Source organism: Endozoicomonas sp. PH6C, assembly GCF_059322965.1.
The window spans coordinates 3,290,129-3,309,829 of the sequence record NZ_CP185342.1; the positions used below are offsets into that span (position 1 = coordinate 3,290,129).

Consider the following 19,701-nt stretch of genomic DNA (forward strand, 5'->3'; position numbering starts at 1 on the left):
TTAACCGTCCTTGTTGATCAAAGATAAATAGCCACTTAGCAGGAACCCGTCATGCATGGAATAAATAATAAACCCGCTATTGAACCGCCAATAACTCAAGCTCTATCGCTAACACCAACGGCTAATAGTGCGGGCAGGTCCATTACTGTAACTGACAAGGAAAAAAAATCTTCATTTCAGGATTTAACCTCAGACACACTGTCCCGGATTTTTCGCCATTTAAAACTTCGGGATATTCGCAGTTTACAAAAGGTATGTACCCGCCTTCGCGACCTGATCAAACAAGATAATGCACTGGCAAAAGCCTGGTATCGCCAGTTTTCTTCGGCGCACCAGAATCAACTGAGGATGTCCATCAACAGAAAAGACAAGAATCAACTCCGAGCCTGGTTTCAATTATTTTCCAATGATCAGGCGTTACTCAAGTCACTCACAGATCGCCAGCCGACGTGTGTTTATTCACCTGCTTTATTATTTTTTACCAAGGCTGGGCTGATGTCTCAATGTAAAACCTTTGGGTTAGTCACAAAAGCCACCATTGACAAAACATATGAAGCGAACTCAGCCACATCCTTTGAGGAGCGCATGAATAATACTGTTATATCGGTCGCCCTAAGTGCTGATGGCCACTATCTGGTCACTGCCAATGGAGACAATACGGCAAAAATCTACGGTCTCCAACCTGATGGCACATGGAAAAAAAAAGCCACCATTCCCCATAACTTACAGGTCCAATCAGCGATTTTCAGCCCCAATAGTCATCATGTAGCTACTGCCAGTGAGAATGGCACGGCAAAGATAGTCGATTTGAGGTGGGATGAATCATGGCAATCAAACACCACCATTCGCCACGATTTTGCGATCAATTCAGTCAGCTTCAGCACCGATAGTCGTCATGTCCTGACCGCCAGTCTGGATAAAACAGCGAAAATCCATAGCCGGAGGGATGATGGATCGTGGGTCTTGACAGCCACCCTTCGCCATAAAAAATATGTCTATTCAGCCATTTTCAGCACCGATGGCCGCCATGTGGTAACCGCCTGCATGGATAAAACGGTGAAAATCCATAGCCAGAACGACGGATCATGGGAAGTAAAAGATGTCATCCCCCATAGTTATGTTGTCCTGTCAGCCACCTTCAGCGCCGATGGTAACTATTTAGTCACCGTCGGTAGTAACAAGGCGGAAATCTATAAGAAGAGGGCCGATGGATCATGGGAAGAAAGTACCCTCATTCAACACAAGGACATTGTTAGCTCAGCCACCTTCAGTCCCGATAGCCGTCATCTAGTGACTGCCAGCAAAGATAACACAGTGAGAATTTACGGTAGAAAAGCCGATGGCTTTTGGGAAAAAAAAGCCACCTTTTCCCATAAGCATTGGGCCTTATCAGCCACCTTCAGCCCTGATGGCCGCCATGTGGTGACTGCCAGCTATGACAAAAGAGCGAAAATCATTGGTCAGCAGGATGATGGGTCATGGTCAGAAAAAGCCAATATTGTTCATCGTGCACCTATCTCATCGGCCACCTTTAGCACCGATGGCAGCCAGGTGATCACATCCGGTTTCGATGGCACAGTGAAAATCACTGAACTTCGGAGGAATCATTTATTGTCTGCTGTTGCTGAGTAACAACTTCCTACATGCGCCGAAAGAAATTTTGTTAGTTTCACTGACCAACCAGTTATGAACTTTCATTCTGAAATTGTCTCTGACTACTAAATAATTTTGAACCCTCCTTGTTGATCAAAGATAAATAACAACTTTTCAGGAACCCGTCATGCATGGAATAAATAATGATTCCGTTAATGAACCACCACTACCGCAAGTCGAAGCTTTATCGCTAACACCAACGGGTAACCATGCGGGCAGGTCCATTACTGTAACTGATGAGGAAAATAAACCTTCATTGCAGCATTTAGCCTCAGAGACACTGTCCCTGATTTTTCGCCATTTGAAACTTCGGGATATTCGCAGTTTACAAAAGGTATGCACCCGCTTTCGCGACCTGATCAAAGAAGATAACGTTCTGGCAAAAGCCTGGTTTCGCCAGTTTTCTTCAGCACACCAGAATCAACTGAGGATGGCCATCAACAGAAAAGACAAGCATCAACTCCGAGCCTGGTTTGAGTCGTTTTCCAATGATCAGGTATTACTCGAGTCACTCACAGATCGCCAGCCGACGAGTGTTTATTTAGCTAGCCTTTTATTTTTCACCAGGGTTGAGATGATGTCTCAATGTAAAACATTTGAATTGGTCACTAAATCCACCATTGACAAAACTTATAAACCCAACTCAGCCACCAGCGAAATTGATCGCCTCCTTATGGCAGGCCGCAGCAGAGTCCACTCAGCCGCTCTCAGTGCTGATGGCCGCTATCTGCTCACCACCAATAACGACTGTTCGGCAAAAATCTACGGCTGCAAGGCTGATGGAACATGGGAAATAAAAACCATCATTCGCCACTACGGACACACCAGATCAGCGATTTTCAGCCCCGATGGTCGCCATGCTGTTATCACCAGTGGTGCCAAGGCAATGATATATGATCTGGGATGCAATGAATCATGGGAACAAAACACCATCATTTTCCATGATCATAAGATCAAATCAGCCACCTTCAGCACCGATAGTCGACATGTCTTGATCACCAGTTTGGCTAACACAGCGAAAATCCATAGCCAGACAGATGATGGATCATGGCAGTTAACAGCCACCCTTCCCCGTCACAATGCCTTCCTTTCAGTCATTTTCAGCATTGATGGCTGTCATTCGGTAACTGCCTGTCAGGATAAGACGGCGAAAATCTATAGCCAGAAAGGCGATGGATCCTGGGAACCAAAAGATATCATTTCCCATGATAGTGTTGTCGAGTTAGCGACCTTCAGCGCCGATGGTTGCTATGTGATCATCGCCAGTGCCGATGGCAAGGCGAAAATCTATGGCAAGAAGTGCGATGGATCATGGGTAGAAAATACCGTCATTCAACACGGTGATTATCTCAACTCGGCCACCTTCAGCCCCGATGGCCGCCACGTAGTGACTGCCAGCGACGATCACACAGTTAAAATTTATGGCAGAAAAGCCAATGACTTCTGGGAAGAAAAAGCCACCTTTTCCTATAGCGGGTTTGTCTTATCAGCCACCTTCAGCCCCGATGGCTGCCATGTGGTGGCTACTATCTTATACAGTGAAACGGCGAAAATCATTGGTCAGCAGGGTGACGGTTCCTGGTCAGAAAAAGCCAACATTGTCCATGATGCCAGTATCTCATCGGCCACCTTTAACGCCGATGGCAGCCAGGTGATCACAGTCAGTCAGGATGGCATAGTGAAAATCACTGAACTACGGAGGAATCATTTATTGTCTGCTGTCACTGAGTGACACCTTCCTTCATGCGCCGAAAGAAATTTTGTTAGTTTCACTGACCAACCTGTTATGAACTTTCATTCTGAAATTGTCTCTGACTGACTAAATAATTTTTAACCGTCCTTGTTGATGAAAAATAAATAACAACTTTGCAGGAACCCGTCATGCATGGAATAAAAAATGATTCCGGTACTGAACCACCACTAAGGCAAGTTCAAGCTCTATCGTTAACACCAACGGGTAATAGTGCGGGCAGGTCTGTTACTGTAACTGATGAGGAAAAGAAATCTTCATTTCAGGATTTAACCTCAGATACGCTGTCCCGGATTTTTCGTCATTTGAAACTTCGGGATATTCGCAGTTTACAAAAGGTATGTACCCGCCTTCGCGACGTTATCAAAGAAGATAATGCTCTGGCAAAAGCCTGGTATCGACAGTTTTCTTCAGCACACCAGAATCAACTGAAGATGGCCGTCACCGAAAAAGATAATAATCAACTCCGAGCCTGGTTTGAGTCGTTTTCCAATGATCAGGCGTTTCTCGAGTCACTCTCAGATCGCCAGCCCACGAGTGTTTTTTCACCTGCTCTATTATTTTTCACCAGGGCTGAGCTGATGTCTCAATGTAAAACCTTTGAATTAGTCACAAAAGCCACCATTGACAAAATTTGTAAAGTCAACTCAGCCACCAGCATTGACGAAACCGACCATTTAAGAAAACTCAATAAAGTCGAATCTGCCGCTCTCAGTGCCGATGGCCGCTACCTGATCACCACCAATGGAGACAATTCGGCAAAAATCTACCGCCAAAAGGCTGATGGAATATGGGAAAGAACAACCGGCATACCCCATGGCAGTTCGGTCAGATCAGCGATTTTCAGCCCCGATAGTCACCATCTGGTAACCGTCTCGAATCACAGGGCGAAGATATGTGGCCTGGGATGCAATGAGTTATGGAAACCAAACATCAACATTCTCCATGATCATCAGATCAGTTCAGCCACCTTCAGCACCGATAGTCGTCATGTCGTGACCGCCAGTTTTGATAAAACAGTGAAAATTCATAGCCGGAAAGATGATGGATCATGGGAGTTAACAGTTACCTTTTACCATAATTATTCGGTCTATTCAGCCACTTTCAGCAGCGATGGCCGCCATGTGATAACCGCCTGCGGGAGTAATACGGCAAGAATCTATAGCCAGAGAGACGATAGATTATGGGAAAAAAAAGAGGTTTTTCCCCATGAAGGTACTGTCATGTCAGCCGACTTCAGCCCCGCTGGTAACTCTGTGGTCACAGCCAGCCTCGATGGCACAGTGAACATCTATAGGAAGAAGTCCGATGGATCATGGAAAATAAACACCATCAGTCAACACAGAAATGGTGTCAACTCAGCTACCTTCAGCCCCGATGGCCGTCATGTCGTGACTACCATCTTCGATGGCACAGTGAGAATCTACGGCAGAAAAGCCAAAGGCTTATGGGAAGAAAAAGCCTCCTTTGCCAATAATTTTTTGGCCATGTCAGCCACCTTCAGCCCTGATGGCCGCCACCTGGTGACAACTACCTTGCATTGTAAAGCGGCGACAATCATTGGTCAGCAGGATGATGGTACCTGGTTAGAAAAAGCCAACATTGTCCATGATGCCGCTATCTCATCGGCCACCTTTAGCGCCGATGGCAGCCAGGTGATCACATCCAGTGTGGATGGCATAGTGAAAATCACTGAACTACGGAGGAACCAGTCATGCATGCAATAAATAATGATTCCGATATCGAACTGTCACTAAGGCAACCTCAAGCGCTATCGCTAACACCAACGGGTAACCACACGGGCAGGTCTATTACTGCAACTGGCAAGGAAAAAAAATCTTCTTTTCAGGATTTAACCTCAGATACGCTGTCCTTGATTTTTCGTCATTTGAAGCTTCGGGATATTTGCAGTTTACAAAAGGTATGTACCCGACTTCGCGACCTTATCAAAGAAGATAACGCTCTGGCAAAAGCCTGGTTTCGCCAGTTTTCTTCAGCACACCAGAATCAACTGAAGATGGCCATCACCAGAAAAGACAAGAATCAACTCCGAGCCTGGTTTGAGTCGTTTACGAATGATAGGGCGTTTCTCGAGTCACTCTCAGATCGCCAGCCCACGAGTGTTTATTCACCTGCTCTATTATTTTTCATCAGGGCTGAGCTGATGTCTCAATGTAAAACCTTTGAATTAGTCACAAAAGCCACCATTGACAAAACCAATAAACCCAACCCGGCTGCCGACAGGGGCGACCGCCTCTATATGAGACAACTCAGTAAAGTCTACTCTACCGCCCTCAGTGCTGATGAACACTATCTGGTTACCGTCAATGGAGACTATACGGCAATAATCTACTGCCAAAAGTCCGATGGAACCTGGGAAAAAAAAACCTCCACTCCCCATAACGAATGGGTCAAGTCAGCGATTTTCAGCCCCGATAGTCACCATCTACTTACTGCCAGTGATAATGGCACGGTACAGATATATGTTCGGGAGTGCGATGAATCATGGCAACCAAACACTACCATTTCCCATGGTGGTGGCATCACTTCAGCCAGCTTCAGCACCGACAGTCGACATATCTTGACCGCCAGTTATGATGGCGTAACGAAAATCCACAGCCGAAACGACGATGACAGATCATGGCAGTTAAAAGCCACCCTTCCCCATTACAGACCTGTCTATTCAGCCTTTTTCAGCACCGATGCCCGCCATGTGGTATTGGGCTGTCACGATAAAGTGGCAATAATCCTTAGCCAGAGAGACGATAGATTATGGGAAGGAAAAGGTGTCATTACTCATAATTCTTCTGTCATGTCAGCCACCTTCAGCGCCGATGGTTGCTATTTGGTTACCGCCAGTGATGATTGCAATGCGAAAATCTGTGAGAAGAAAGCCGATGGATCATGGAAAGAAAATACCATCATTGAACACAGGAAAACTGTCCAATCCGCCGTTTTCAGCCCCGATAGCCGTCATGTAGTGACCGCCAGCAAAGATTGCACAGTGAAAATTTACGACAGAAAAGCCGATGGCTTTTGGGAAGAAAAAGCCACCTTTTCCCATGAGGGTTGGGTCACATCAGCCAAGTTCAGCCCTGATGGCCGCCATGTGGTGACTAAAAGCTATGACAAAACGGCGAAAATCATGGGTCAGCAGGACGACGGGTCATGGTCAGAAAAAGCCAACATTGTCCACAGTGACATTATCACATCGGCCACCTTTAGCGCCGATGGCAGCCAGGTGATCACATCCAGCCTCGATGGCGTAGTAAAAATCACTGAACTACGCAGGAATCATTCATTGTCTGCTGTCACTGCGTGACGCTATCTTGATAGAACTATCCTGCACGTGCCGAAAGAACTTTTGTTAATTTCACTGACCAAGCTGTTTTGAACTTTCGTTCAGAAATTGTCTCTGATTATTTTTGAGGATTTTTAAACGCCTTTGTTGATCAAAGATAAATAACAACTTTACAGGAAGCAGTCATGTATGAAATAAATAATTCCTTTATTGAACCGCCAATAGCGCAAACTCAAGCTCTATCGCTAACACCAATGGGAAAAAGTGCGGTCTGGTCCATTACTGTATCTGACAAGGAACAAAAATCTTCATTTCAGGATTTAACCTCAGATACACTGTCCCTGATTTTTCGCCATTTGAAAGTTCGGGATATTCGCAGTTTACAACAGGTATGTACCCGCCTTCGCGACGTTATCAAAGAAGACAACGCTCTGGCAAAAGCCTGGTATCGACAGCTTTCTCCAGCACACCTGAATCAGCTGAGGGTGACCCTCACCCGAAAAGACAAGAATCAACTCCGAGCCTGGTTTGAGTCGTTTACCAATGATCAGGCGTTACTCAATTCACATACAGAACGCCAGCCCACAGGCCTTTATTCGTCTGCTCTACTATTTTTCATCAGGGCTGAGCTGATGTCTCAATGTGAAACCTTTGAATTGGTCACTATCGCCACCATTGACAAAACTTATAAAGCCGACTCCTATGATCTCTCTGCCAATATTTCAGATATGGCATTTCACAATCGAGTCATTTCAGCCGCACTCAGTGCTGACGGCCGCTATCTGGCCACCGCCAATGGCGACAAAACAGCAAAAATCTACGAACACAAGGCTGATGGAACATGGGAAATAAAAATCACCATTCCCCATTATGATGAAAGGGTCGAATCAGTGGTTTTCAGCCCCGATAGTCACCATGTACTGATCTCCAGTTCGATGAACACGGCGGAAATATATGATCTGGGCGATGAATCATGGGAACCAAAGATCACCACTCTCGATGATCTTTACGTCAACTCAGCCACCTTCAGCCCCGATAGCCAGCACGTGGTGACCGCCGGTAGCCGCCAGGCGGCTAAAATCCATAGCAAAAAACGCGATGGATCATGGCAGTTAACCACCACCCTTCCCCATGAAAATACTGTCTCATCAGCCTCTTTCAGCAATGATGGCTGCTATCTGGTAACCGCCTGTTGCGATGGAACGGTGAAAATCTTCAGCCGGAAGGACGATGGGTCATGGGAAAAAAAAGATGTTATTCCCATTAATAATGGTGACATGTCACCCACCGCCACCATCAGCCCTGATGGTCGCTATGTGGCCACCGCCGGTGTGGATTATTGTATGGCGAAAATCTTTAGCAGGAAGGCCGATGGATCATGGAAAATAAATACCATCATTGAACATAAGAAAATTGTCAACTCAGCTAACTTCAGCCCCGATGGCCGCCATCTTGTCACTGCCAGCAACGATGGCACAGTGAGAATATACAGCCGAAAAGCCGATGGCTTATGGGAAAAAAGAGCCATCTTTTCCCATAAGGATTTCGTCATATCTGCCACCTTCAGCCCTGATAGCCGCCATGTGGTGACTGCCAGCGATGACAAAACGGCGAAAGTCATTGGTCAGCAGGATGATGGTACATGGTTAGAAAAAGCCACCATTGTCCATGATGACGAGGTCACATCGGCCACCTTTAGCGACGATGGCAGCCAGGTGATCACATCCGGTTTCGATGGCATAGTGAAAATCAGTGAACTACGGGGGAATCATTTATTGTCTGCTGTCACTGAGTGACACTGTCTCAATAACACTGTCTCAACAGCACTATCCTGCATGTGCCGAAATTCATTTTGTTAGTTTCACTGACCAACCTGTTTTGAACTTTCATTCTGAAATTGTCTCTGACTGACTAAATAGTTTTAACCGTCCTTGTTGATCAAAGATAAGCAGGAACCCGTCATGCATGGAATAAATAATAAATCCGCTCTTGAAGCACCAATAACTCAAGCTCTATCGCTAACACCAACGGGTAACAGTGCGGGCTGGTCCGTTACTGTATCTGACAAGGAAAAAACCTCTACATTTCAGGATTTAACCTCAGATACACTGTCCGTGATTTTTCGCCATTTGAAACTTCGGGATATTCGCAGTTTACAAAAGGTATGTACCCGCCTTCGCGACGTTATCAAAGAAGATAGCGCTCTGGCAAAAGCCTGGTATCGCCAGTTTTCTCCAGCACACCAGAATCAACTGAGGATGACGATCAACAGAAAAGACAAGAATCAACTCCGAGCCTGGTTTGAGTCGTTTTCCAATGATAAGTCGTTACTCCAGTCACTCACAGAGCGCGAGCCTACGAGTGTTTATTCACCTGCTCTATTATTTTTCACAAAGGCTGAGCTGATGTCTCAATGTAAAACCTTTGAATTAGTCACAAAAGCCACCATTGACAAAATTTATAAAGCCAACTCAGCCACCAGCTTTGACGAGCTCATGTCTATGGAAGATGACAATAAAGTCCACTCTGCTGATCTCAGTGCTGATGGCCGCTATCTGGCCACCGCCAATGGCGACAACACAGTAAAAATCTTCGACTACAAGTCAGATGGAACATGGGAAATTAAAACCACCATTCCTTTACAAAGACCGGTCAAATCAGCCACTTTCAGTCCCGATAGTCACCATCTGGTCCTCGGCAGTATGCATGGCACCGTATGGCTATGTGACCTGAGATCTGATGAATCATGGAAACTAAGCGCCACCATTTGCAATGAAAGTCCACTCTGTTCAGTCACCTTCAGCACCGATAGTCGACATGTCGTGACCGCCAGTTTTGATAAAACAGCAAAAATATACAGTCAGAAGGATGATGGAATATGGAAGTTAACAACCACCCTTCCCCATCACGGTTCTGTCCTTTCAGCCATTTTCAGCACCGATGGCCGCCATTTGCTAATCGGCTGCGGGGATAAAACGGCGAAAATCTATAGCCAGAGCGCCGATGAATTATGGGAAGAAAAAGAGGTTTTTCCCCATGAGGAGACAGTCCTGTCAGCTGCCTTCAGCGCCGATGATCGTTGTGTGGTCACCGTCACTATGTATGATGGCAAGGCGAAAATCTATGAGAAAAAGTCCGATGGATCATGGGAAGAGAATGTCTTCATTCAACCCATTAACGCTGTCAAATCGGCCTCCTTCAGCCCCGATGGCCGTCATCTAGTGACGACCAGAGCAGATAACACAGTGAAAATTTACGTCCGAAAAGCCGATGGCTTGTGGGAAGAAAAAGCCACCTTTTCTCATAAGAGTTCGGTCTTCTCAGCCACCTTCAGCCCTGATGGCCGCCATTTGGTGACTGCCAGCTATGACAAAACGGCGAAAATCATTGGTCAGCAGAATGATGGGACATGGTTAGAAAAAGCCAACATTGTCCATAGTGACACTATCGCATCGGCCGCCTTTAGCGCCGATGGCAGTCAGGTGATCACATCCAGTGAGGATGGCATAGTGAAAATCACTGAATTACGGAGGCATCATTTATTGTTGGCTGTCACTGAGTGACACCATCCATAGAGCGTGTCGCAAAACCTCTAAGAGTTGTTGGAGTTTTGCGACAGCCTAACAAGGCTTATTCCAATTCTCAGTCTCAACAAAACAGACTACCCTGCATAAACTCAGCAACCTAAACTCTTTGGCAATGTACAGCTTTTACACCTTTCTACAGTTGTCCACTGTATCGTTTGTAGCAACAGTAATTTCCTTTTTGACAAACCCTGAAGTGGCCACTGGTGAATATTTGGAATGGCAGCTGCCTGTAAACCAACAAAGTGATGCCTCTATATCCGTTCGAGCCAGGTCGGTAAGTGTTGCTAAAAAAACTCAGGGCACACGAACACAGTCTTTTACTGGCGAAGTCACTATTTCCGGGCAGATCGACCAGCCATTTATCCTCTGTGCACAAGGCTTAAACGCTCAGGGCTTTACTTATGAAGCCAGTGCTGTTGTACCTTTCCCCTTTTCTGATAGTGATAAATCAACCCATCTTTATGTGCTTAGGTTGAGTGAGCAAACGGGCAGAATGGCGATTAAAGAAAGCCAGCCTTGCCCGGAGTCTTTTAATCAGCCGTATCCATTCACATCAGGGCAATATCTGCGCTCAAAAAAGCCTTTTTTAGTGGTTGATGGACGAGTAGAAAAAACGCTCAATACTCAAAATGCCGGGGCAATTCCTCCCGCCGATATGCCAATCAAGCCTGTGTTGTTTCAAAGCCCTTCAGGTGGTGGCTACGACACTGACGATGACAAGGATTTCAAACGACCGCCCTTTATGCCCGTACCTGACAAAATGATGGTCGACCTGATTCTCCTGCCCACTCTGAGCCTGCCTGCTAACTGGCGTGATTATCTGCCCTTTGTCGGGGTGTACCACTGGCTTACCAATACACAGCCCGAAGGAGTAACGATGGTTGTGCGGTTCGGCGATTCGCCGCCGCTTACCTTCCAAATCAGCCTGGCTGAATCCCGGGAACTGGCGGATAAGCTGCTTAATACACGGGCGCTTTTACACTGGCTCGCCCCCAAACTCAGTGGCAGGGAGCATCTGATACAACAGCTTCTGGAGCTGACAGCAGACTCAGACGAACTACCCGGCCCATTATCTGAAGAAATCCTTAAATCCCTCCGAAAGCAACTGGCTATCGTGTTGGAACTACCCGATACAGAGTTCAGTCTTGAGTTTAAATACTCGGAACTGGAACGCACTTTTAGAAGACAGACCAAGACTCAGACACCCCCCGGAACCGTACAGCTAGTAAACTCCCAAAGCAAAATTTCACAAAATCCCGCAGTGGATAAAGGCAACAAACAGAGTTATTCAGGCACCCAGAAACGGCGCCAAAAAAAAAACAAAACCAGCCAGAGCAGAATTATCCAGAACCTGATAACAAACGTACCGATTACACTCATAATGCACTGTCCGGGAATGTTGAGTATTACACCATCAGGCTGCATCAAACTGAATATCACGTCAGCAAACGACAGGTGTTAGCGATTCTGGACAGGCCTTTGTCAGAAGCCGGTTTAAGGTTATCCTGTCTGGATTGCCAACAAAGCGGGCTTGCGCTTCAGGAAGTAATGCCTCACGCAGAAAGGCACTGGCTAACATGCGATCAGTGTCAACAATTCAGACCCGCTGCCGGTACCGTTGAAGCTCGCCAAATAATGCTAAAAAGCCATACCCAAAGTCAGTGCACTCGCTACAGAGGGCAGGTACTGGCAACACCTTTAATGGACAATACTCTGACTCTGTTCCGTTTCATGATTCGTTTCGGTACGGAAGAAACCCTGCTCGACCTGTTACAACAGTTCGATTTACCGATAGATGCTGAGGATTTAAATCAGACAGATCGTAACCACAGAACCGTGCTTCACGATCTGGCTCAATATACTTCACCGGCAGTCATCCGGTCGTTTCTTCAGCGTTTCAAGCATTGGGTAACCGCTGAACTAATACAGCTTCCAGACAATTACCGCTGGACTTCAGCACACTACCTGTTTCAATATCAGTCAGAAAAGACCATCATTGAATTCATTCAATCTAATGGCAAGATGATTACCTGGGAATTGCAGTCCCGGCAGAACGACCTGGGTTCAACCCCGCTTCATATTCTTTATCACCGGAATTTCTTCCGGGCAGTGGCGGAAGTGTTTCAAAGATTACAAAATCAGGCAGGCAGACCTGTTAACGAGGATCTGGCAATGCAGGATTTCAGTGGCGTAAACCTGCTGCATATTCTTTTTGCCAGTGGCAATACTCCGCTGATTTATCATTTTATTGACCAGCATTATGACTTGATGACCAGTGATATGCTGTGGTGTGAAAAAGCCGGTAATGACGAAACGCCACTGCACATACTGTTTAAGCAGGGTTCTTCATCTACCATTCAACGGCTTATTGACGGCTGCTATGGTTCCATTCGCCTTAATAAGCTGTTAGGCAAAAAACGAGCCACTGATGGCTATACCCCGCTGCATCTTCTCTTTGCCAGAGGTGATATCTCACTGACCAAAGCATTACTAGACAACCTTGGACGTTGTATTCACAGAAGGGAAGCATTAAAAACCAACCGTGCCGGTGTCTCTGTACTTCAGATGTTGTTACAGAAGGCTTCTCCTATAGCTGCATTGTCCTGGCTGTGTCTGGTTAACTCTAAGCATGAGCAGTTTCTAAAACCACTTCTGGAGACCAACCCTGAACTCAGCTGGGACGAGCTGCTTGATCAGGCCGGGCAGCTCCGGGTCATGACTCCACAACTTAACTGGTTGAAGAAAGAGCGAGAAAAACTTGAACCATCATTTGTTGGAATTTCGGCACCGCTTTCAGAGCCTTTGGCTTCGACAAGGCTTGATCCTGGACCATCAGCTCCGCCGCTGCTTGTACTGGAAGAAGATGAACCGGGGTTATTTGAATCAAGTCAAGATACAAAAAGTCTGGAAGCACCCAAACCCGTTAGATCGAAAGCAACGACTTCGAAAGTCTCCATAGCAAAGGCTGAAAAATCTTCAGACGTTATAAGCATCACAGAAAAATCCATAGTCACTGTCGCCAGTGGTGAAAACCAGTTACACGAAATAGCAAGAAACAGCTCAACTGAAGAGATTGCAGCAATCTTCGAACGCAATGCTGAAACCATCACGCCAGCCATGCTATCAAAAGCCAATATTGCTGGTCGTACACCTTTTCATATATTGGTTGATCGAAGTATCAGCGCCGGTACTATTTTGTCTTGGCTTTTGCATGGTTTATCAGATGCTGTGGCCAATGAGCTGCTTGATAAAGATCTCTTTAGCGAACATAGTTGGCGACAAATATACGATTATGCTCGTGTATCTCCTTATCTTGAAAAAGACCTGAAACTCAAACAGGTTCTGGAGCTGCTTGAGCCGATATTCAATCAAGAACCCACGTCATCTGAAATGGCTGCATCGCCATCAACTCAGGAATTTTCAGACGCAGTGGCTCATATGGAGTGTCCAATTTGTATGGAAGCAATGGCCGAAAATGTTGCGGCCACTCCCTGTTGCGGTCAACTCTTCCATAAAGATTGCATTACCCGTTGGGTAAAAGGCAAGAAACAGTGTTCTCTCTGTCGCAAGAGTATTTCAGCCAATCAATTAACAACCATCCGACTGCCTGATATTGTTGTGACGAAAGTGTTTGATGCTCGGCCTAAAGTGAAGCCAGAAGAAAAAAGCTCATCGCCTGATGGAGCAAAAGGTTTTGCCTTTGGTGTTAAACCTGACTTTAAAGTCGGCATGCAATTAAAAACGACTGATAAAATGGGCGATACACCATTATCCCACTTTGCTACTGGTCAAGGCCACACATTCACTGACCAGTACTGTGATTGTGGTATTGGCTTTTTTGAACCGGCAGGAAGTCAAGACCACACAGACACCGTCAAGGCCAAGGTATTGTCGATCAGTGACCGATCCGAGCGCCTTCAGGATTTGCACTCTGCTGTCCGCACTGGCATCACACCATTGATCAAGAAAATGCTGGCGTTTGAACCCTCCCTGGCCAAAGAGAAGATTGATGGCGAAACGGCTCTCCACTTGGCTGCTTCGGAAGGCCAAACAGAGGTCATCCAGACATTGCTGAACTTTGACCCCTCACTGGCCAAAGTGAAGAATAACAATGGCACGACGGCTCTCCACTACGCTGCTTATAACGGCCACACAGAGGCCATCCAGACATTGCTGAACTTTGACCCCTCACTGGCCAAAGAGAAGGATAACTTTGGCAGGACGGCTCTCCACTACGCTGCAGTTGCAGGCTACACAGAGGTCATCCAGACATTGCTGAACTTTGACCGCTCACTGGCCAAAGAGAAGGATAATTTCGATGGCTCAACGGCTCTCCACTACGCTGCTTATTTTGGCCGCACAGAGGTCATCCAGACATTGCTCAACTTTGACCGCTCACTTGCCTACGAGAAGGATAAAGCTGGCTGGACTGCTCTCCACGAAGCTGCTAGCCAAGGCCACGCAGTGGCCATCCTGACATTGCTGAACTTTGCCCCCTCCCTGGCCAAAGAGAGAGATAATGGTGGCTCGACGGCTCTCCACAAAGCTGCTTATTATGGCCGCACAGAGGTCATCCAGACATTGCTGAACTTCGACCGCTCACTTGCCTACGAGAAGAATAAAGATGGCAGGACTGCTCTCGACTTTGCTATCAGGCATGGCCACACAGACTGCAAGAAACTGCTTGAACGCTATACAGCCCAACCATCGGGCTGCCTTCAACAGTGAGCAATAAAATTGTGCGGAGAACCAGTTCTTTATTATTTCAAATCTCCACCTCATACTGCGCCAAACCCGGCGCAGTACCTTTGACCTCCCCATCCTTAATAAACGCCTTTTCACCAATGTTTCTCGACTTTAGTCTTCAGGTAGCACGCCGAAAAATAACTGCAACAATTTTGGAAGAGACTAGAGATATACACGAGATAAAACGAGGCTATGCTTGAGTTCGTTCAGCATTAGCCAGCATTAACCGAACCCTCTGAGTGAACAGAAAATAATCGTCAATTATCTTGATGCTGAAAATAAAAAGATGAAAAAACAGCTGAGGCTGGCAGAAAAAACCATCGCTCAGTTGACAGAATACCGCACAGCCCTGGTTACCGCTGCCGTCACTGGGAAAATCGACTTGCGAAACGTCAAGATTGAAAGCACTTTAGACTCTGCTGAGCAATAATACCCAAAGCATTTTTTATAACTTAATCGAAGGTTACCACTATGAACAAAGCGTTGATTTCCCAGCTAACCAGCCGATTCGAGGAAATTACCCACACATTAGCCGATGCAACCATAGAGTTCTGGTATGCACGGGAGCTGATGTCTGAGCTGGGGTATGACCGCTGGGAAAACTTCACCAAGGTTGTAGATAAGGCCAGAGCTGCCTGTGAAAACTCAGGAAATCCTCAAGACGACCATTTTCGTGACGTCACGAAAATGGTTCAGTTGGGCTCCAGTGCACAGCGCCCTGTTGCTGATGTTATGTTGACCCGCTATGCCTGCTATCTGGTTGCCCAGAATGGCGACCCCCGTAAAGAATCCATTGCCTTTGCCCAAACCTATTTTGCTCTTCAGACCCGAAAACAGGAGGTTCTGGTAGAACGTTTACGGCTTCAGGATCGACTGGATGCCCGGCAAAAGCTCAGGGAATCTGAAACCGAGCTTTCGAGAAATATCTATGAGCGGGGCGTTGATGAACGGGGTTTTGGTCGTATTCGGTCAAAAGGTGATGCCGCCCTGTTTGGAGGCAACAACACCAGAAACATGAAACAAAAGCTGGGTATGCCTGAGAAGCGGCCACTGGCTGATTTCCTGCCTACGGTGACCATTGCAGCGAAGAATCTGGCCACCGAAATTACCAACCACAATGTCACTGAGCATGACTTGCAGGGAGAGCGCCCCATTACGCAAGAACATGTTCAGAACAACCGAAGCGTTCGCACAATGTTGCAGGAACGTGGCATTACACCAGAAGAGTTGCCATCAGAAGAAGATATCAACAAATTGTCTCGTCGCGTGAAAAGCAATGAACGTAAGTTAATCAAGGAAAATCGGCTGCCCAAACCTGCCCGGCAGACTGATAAAAGCTGAATTTGATATTAAGAGAGTGTTTTGCGACACCCACATTTCTAATGGGTATGGTTGCACCCACAATCCAGACATTTCAGGTTTTCATCAAGATTGTTACGACGGTATTTCAAAGGAATGGCGTGGGTATCATCGCGCGGGAAAGCAGGCAGGTCATGTACCTGAAAAGCCATCAGACAAATCTCCTTCTTGATACGCTCTGATAACAGATATCCCGTAACACGATCCGCAAATTATCCCTGATCACGGCATCGGGGCAGCCTTTGATATAGGGACGTATGCACGGCAGGTAGGCATCCAGTTCCATGGTCTATGATGTCCTTTCAAGAAAAGTACCTCTGGCACTCTGTATACTGGGTCCTCTCGTTTCAAAATCACCCTTTTTATTCGAACTGGAGGTGTTTGGTTCATCGCTGGTGTTGTTGTTTGGGTACATAGCCTACCGATTGGAGGATGAGTAATGGATACAGGACAACAATATTTAATTCTGACTCTGGTCTTTGGGTTGCCTCTGTTTGCAGTAGCCATCTGGCTTACTGTTCGAAACAAAAAGCATTAACCCTGCACCCATCGCCCTGAAGCTGCTGCCTGAAAATCAGGTCCATATTCCATTTCAGTTGCAGGTCATTGGCAAACATCTCCTGGAGTTTTGCGACACCCACGGAGTGAGGGAACGAGTTGTTAGAGTTTTGCGACAGCCTCACAAGGCTTATTCCAATTCTCAGTCTCAACAAAACAGACTACCTTGAATAAATTCAGCAACCTAACCGATCAGGCAATGTACAGCTTTTACACCTTTCTACAGTTGTCCAATGTGGCATTTGTAGCAACAGTAATTTCCTTTTTCACAAATCCTGAAGTGGCCACTGGTGAATATTTGGAATGGCAGTTGCCTGTAAACCAACAAAGTGATGCCTCTATATCCGTTCGAGCCAGGTCGGTAAGTGTTGCTAAAAAAACTCAGGGCACACGAACGCAGCCTTTTACTGGGTAACCGCTCATTTGAGGACGTCTTCAAAAATCACAACCTGACTGCCAGCCTTTCCCCTGCAAACAACGCAGGAGATACCTAACGTGAAGCAACTGACAAAACCCTTTACCCGTCTCAACCCTGAGCAGTGGCAACAGATCATTGATCAGCAAATAGCCAGTGGCTTGAGCCAGAAAGCTTTTTGCCAAACTCAAAACATAAGCCTGGCAACATTCACAAACTGGAAACGCAAACTCAGGAATTACAACAACACTGACTCCTTTGATATCGCTCAGGCTTCTGCCCCGGAATGGGTTGAAGTCCCAAACGGGCTGACTGAGCCTCCAGCCAGCTTAAACTGGCAGTTGGAACTTGAGCTGCCCGGTGGCGTTATTCTTCGTATGCGTCGCTGATCATGTTTTTTCCAGAATCTCAGGTTCGGATCTGGCTCTACAACCGGCCCACCGACATGCGTAAATCCTACGACGGCCTGTCTGCCCTGGTGAGAAACAAACTTGAAGAAGACCCACTCAGCGGCCAGCTGTTTGTCTTCATCAACCGCAAACAAACCCAGTGCAAGGTGCTGTATTTTGATCGCAGTGGATACTGTATCTGGAGCAAACGACTGGAACAGGGTCAGTTTCATACTCATGCAGGCAAATCCATCAAGCAAACAATGGCGTGGACAGATCTGAAGCTCATCCTTGAAGGCATTGATACCCGCTGCGTTCAGCAATATAAACGCTACAAACATCAACCGTCCCGTTACACAAAAGGAGAGTCAAAGGTCTATCTTTAACCGCCATGAAATTACCTGTTTCGACCCCCGGCACCACTGACCAGGACCTGCTCCAGCAGATCCTGGTCTTGCTGTCGGAGCGTGATCAGGAAATAGCTTCTCTTAAACATCAGCTGGCCTGGTTTAAACAACAGCTATTTGGTGAAAAATCCGAAAAGCGCCTGATTGAGAATCCGGACCAGCTGGCGCTGGGAGAAATCCTTCAGGACAAGCCTGAAGAGCAGGAAACTCCCACAGAAACCATCACTTACGAACGGCGGAAAAAGAATCGCCCTGAAGACTGTGTGACCGATCAGGGACTGCGCTTTACTGAAGATGTACCGATTGAACTCATCCCGATGCCTGCTGCAGAAATGAAGGGTGAAGACGCAGACCAGTACGAAATCATTGACTACAAGTACACCTATCGGCTGGCGCAGCGCCCTGCCAGCTATGTCATCCTGAAATATCAGCGCGAAGTCGTTCGCCATAAGCCCAGCCAGACGCTAACAACGGTAGCCGCACCATCAGGATTATTTGATCGCAGCTTTGCCGATGTCAGCTTTATCGCAGGTCTGCTGGTAGAGAAGTACCGCTTTCACGCACCGCTTTACCGCCAGCATCAGAAACTTGAGTCCAGTGGTATTACCATCAGCCGTGGAACCCTGACACATCTTGAGCAGCGTGCCGGGCACTTACTCAAACCCATCGCTGACGAAGTGCTCAACAGCTGTCTGGAAAGTCGTGTCCTCACTCTGGATGAAACGCCCGGAAAAGCGGGCCGTAAAAGCAAGGGCAAGATGCAAAGAGGCTACTTCTGGTGTTTTTACGGAGACCAGAATGAGATAGCTTTTACCTTCTCCACCAATCGTTCTGGCAGGGTCGTAGAACCTTATCTGAAAGAGTATAAGGGGGTCTTGCTGACCGATGGTTATTCGGAATACGACCGCCTGTGCATGAAATATCCCAAAATCATCCATGCCCAGTGCTGGACACATAGCAGGAGGTACTTCGTCAAGTCACAAGAGGTCGAGCCAGAAGCCGCAAAAGAGGCGCTGGACTGCATAGGTGCGATCTATCAAGTCGAAGACGAAATCCGCAAAGCTGGGCTGCAAGGCGAAGCAAAGCAGGAATACCGCCAACAGAATGCCAAGCCACTGGTTGATCAGTTCTTTAACTGGCATAAAGAACAACTTCGTCGCCTGAATCTGGTGAAAAGCAACCCATTGAGCAAGGCTCTTGGCTACGTGAACAAACGGGAAAAAGAGCTACGGCTTTATCTGGATAATCCGGATGTCGCCATTGATACGAATCACCTGGAGCGAAGTCTCAGGTGTATCCCGATGGGGAGAAAGAACTGGCTTTTTTGCTGGACAGAAGAAGGGGCAGTCAATGTAGCCGTGTTTCAGACGTTAATCGTCAGTTGTCTTCTTGCAGGCATTGATCCATACAAGTACTTCGTCGATGTGCTTCAGCGCATCAGTTACCATCCGGCTCGAGATATCCGGGAGCTAATCCCACGAATCTGGAAAGAGAAATTCGGGGCCAATCCGTTAAAATCCGATCTCGATAAGTAGG

14 protein-coding genes are annotated in these 19,701 nt (G+C 46.8%); 13 read left to right on the forward strand and 1 reads right to left on the reverse strand.

Annotation, left to right across the window (positions count from 1 at the left end; genetic code table 11):
* The first annotated feature begins 51 nt into the window (after positions 1-51).
* The 10 genes from ACOMG9_RS12300 to dinD all read left to right on the forward strand — a co-directional run bounded on the left by ACOMG9_RS12300 (position 52) and on the right by dinD (position 16,378).
* A complete protein-coding gene (locus tag ACOMG9_RS12300; RefSeq protein ID WP_448217117.1) occupies positions 52-1,632 on the forward strand; it encodes an F-box/WD repeat-containing protein in 1,581 nt (526 codons plus the stop codon).
* A 148-nt stretch (positions 1,633-1,780) separates the two neighbouring features.
* Positions 1,781-3,385: an F-box/WD repeat-containing protein gene (locus ACOMG9_RS12305; RefSeq protein ID WP_494530311.1), complete on the forward strand. Its 1,605-nt coding sequence runs from the start codon at positions 1,781-1,783 to the stop codon at positions 3,383-3,385.
* Positions 3,386-3,534: 149 nt separating this feature from the next.
* Positions 3,535-5,130, forward strand: coding sequence for an F-box/WD repeat-containing protein (locus ACOMG9_RS12310; protein WP_448217119.1), 1,596 nt, complete (start codon positions 3,535-3,537; stop codon positions 5,128-5,130).
* A complete protein-coding gene (locus tag ACOMG9_RS12315; protein WP_448217120.1) occupies positions 5,118-6,725 on the forward strand; it encodes an F-box/WD repeat-containing protein in 1,608 nt (535 codons plus the stop codon). The genes ACOMG9_RS12310 and ACOMG9_RS12315 overlap by 13 nt, the downstream gene beginning before the upstream one ends.
* Before the next feature lie 164 nt (positions 6,726-6,889).
* On the forward strand, positions 6,890-8,500 hold the full coding sequence (locus ACOMG9_RS12320; RefSeq protein WP_448217121.1) for an F-box/WD repeat-containing protein: 1,611 nt from the start codon (positions 6,890-6,892) through the stop codon (positions 8,498-8,500).
* Positions 8,501-8,665: 165 nt separating this feature from the next.
* A complete protein-coding gene (locus tag ACOMG9_RS12325) occupies positions 8,666-10,267 on the forward strand; it encodes an F-box/WD repeat-containing protein (RefSeq protein ID WP_448217122.1) in 1,602 nt (533 codons plus the stop codon).
* Positions 10,268-10,469: 202 nt separating this feature from the next.
* Positions 10,470-11,753: a hypothetical protein gene (locus ACOMG9_RS12330; RefSeq protein ID WP_494530312.1), complete on the forward strand. Its 1,284-nt coding sequence runs from the start codon at positions 10,470-10,472 to the stop codon at positions 11,751-11,753.
* Positions 11,747-15,019, forward strand: a complete 3,273-nt coding sequence (locus ACOMG9_RS12335) for an ankyrin repeat domain-containing protein (protein ID WP_494530313.1) — start codon at positions 11,747-11,749, stop codon at positions 15,017-15,019. The genes ACOMG9_RS12330 and ACOMG9_RS12335 overlap by 7 nt, the downstream gene beginning before the upstream one ends.
* 304 nt (positions 15,020-15,323) lie before the next feature.
* Entirely contained in the window at positions 15,324-15,467 is a 144-nt protein-coding gene (locus tag ACOMG9_RS12340) for a hypothetical protein (protein ID WP_494530314.1), read from the forward strand.
* A 41-nt stretch (positions 15,468-15,508) separates the two neighbouring features.
* A complete protein-coding gene (dinD, locus tag ACOMG9_RS12345) occupies positions 15,509-16,378 on the forward strand; it encodes a DNA damage-inducible protein D (RefSeq protein ID WP_494530315.1) in 870 nt (289 codons plus the stop codon).
* A 38-nt stretch (positions 16,379-16,416) separates the two neighbouring features.
* Here the strand turns inward: dinD and ACOMG9_RS12350 are convergent, their stop codons facing one another.
* Positions 16,417-16,548 (reverse strand): hypothetical protein, encoded by a 132-nt coding sequence (locus ACOMG9_RS12350; protein ID WP_494530316.1) that lies wholly within the window; start codon positions 16,546-16,548, stop codon positions 16,417-16,419.
* Between the two features lie 901 nt (positions 16,549-17,449).
* On the opposite strand from ACOMG9_RS12350, the gene tnpA reads away from it, so the two are divergent.
* The 3 genes from tnpA to tnpC are packed head-to-tail and all read left to right on the forward strand — an operon-like array spanning position 17,450 to position 19,700.
* Positions 17,450-17,758 (forward strand): IS66 family insertion sequence element accessory protein TnpA, encoded by a 309-nt coding sequence (gene tnpA / locus ACOMG9_RS12355; RefSeq protein ID WP_448215511.1) that lies wholly within the window; start codon positions 17,450-17,452, stop codon positions 17,756-17,758.
* A gap of 2 nt (positions 17,759-17,760) precedes the next feature.
* A complete protein-coding gene (gene tnpB, locus ACOMG9_RS12360; RefSeq protein WP_422452200.1) occupies positions 17,761-18,144 on the forward strand; it encodes an IS66 family insertion sequence element accessory protein TnpB in 384 nt (127 codons plus the stop codon).
* A 5-nt stretch (positions 18,145-18,149) separates the two neighbouring features.
* Entirely contained in the window at positions 18,150-19,700 is a 1,551-nt protein-coding gene (gene tnpC / locus ACOMG9_RS12365) for an IS66 family transposase (RefSeq protein ID WP_448215580.1), read from the forward strand.
* The last annotated feature ends 1 nt before the right edge of the window (position 19,701 follow it).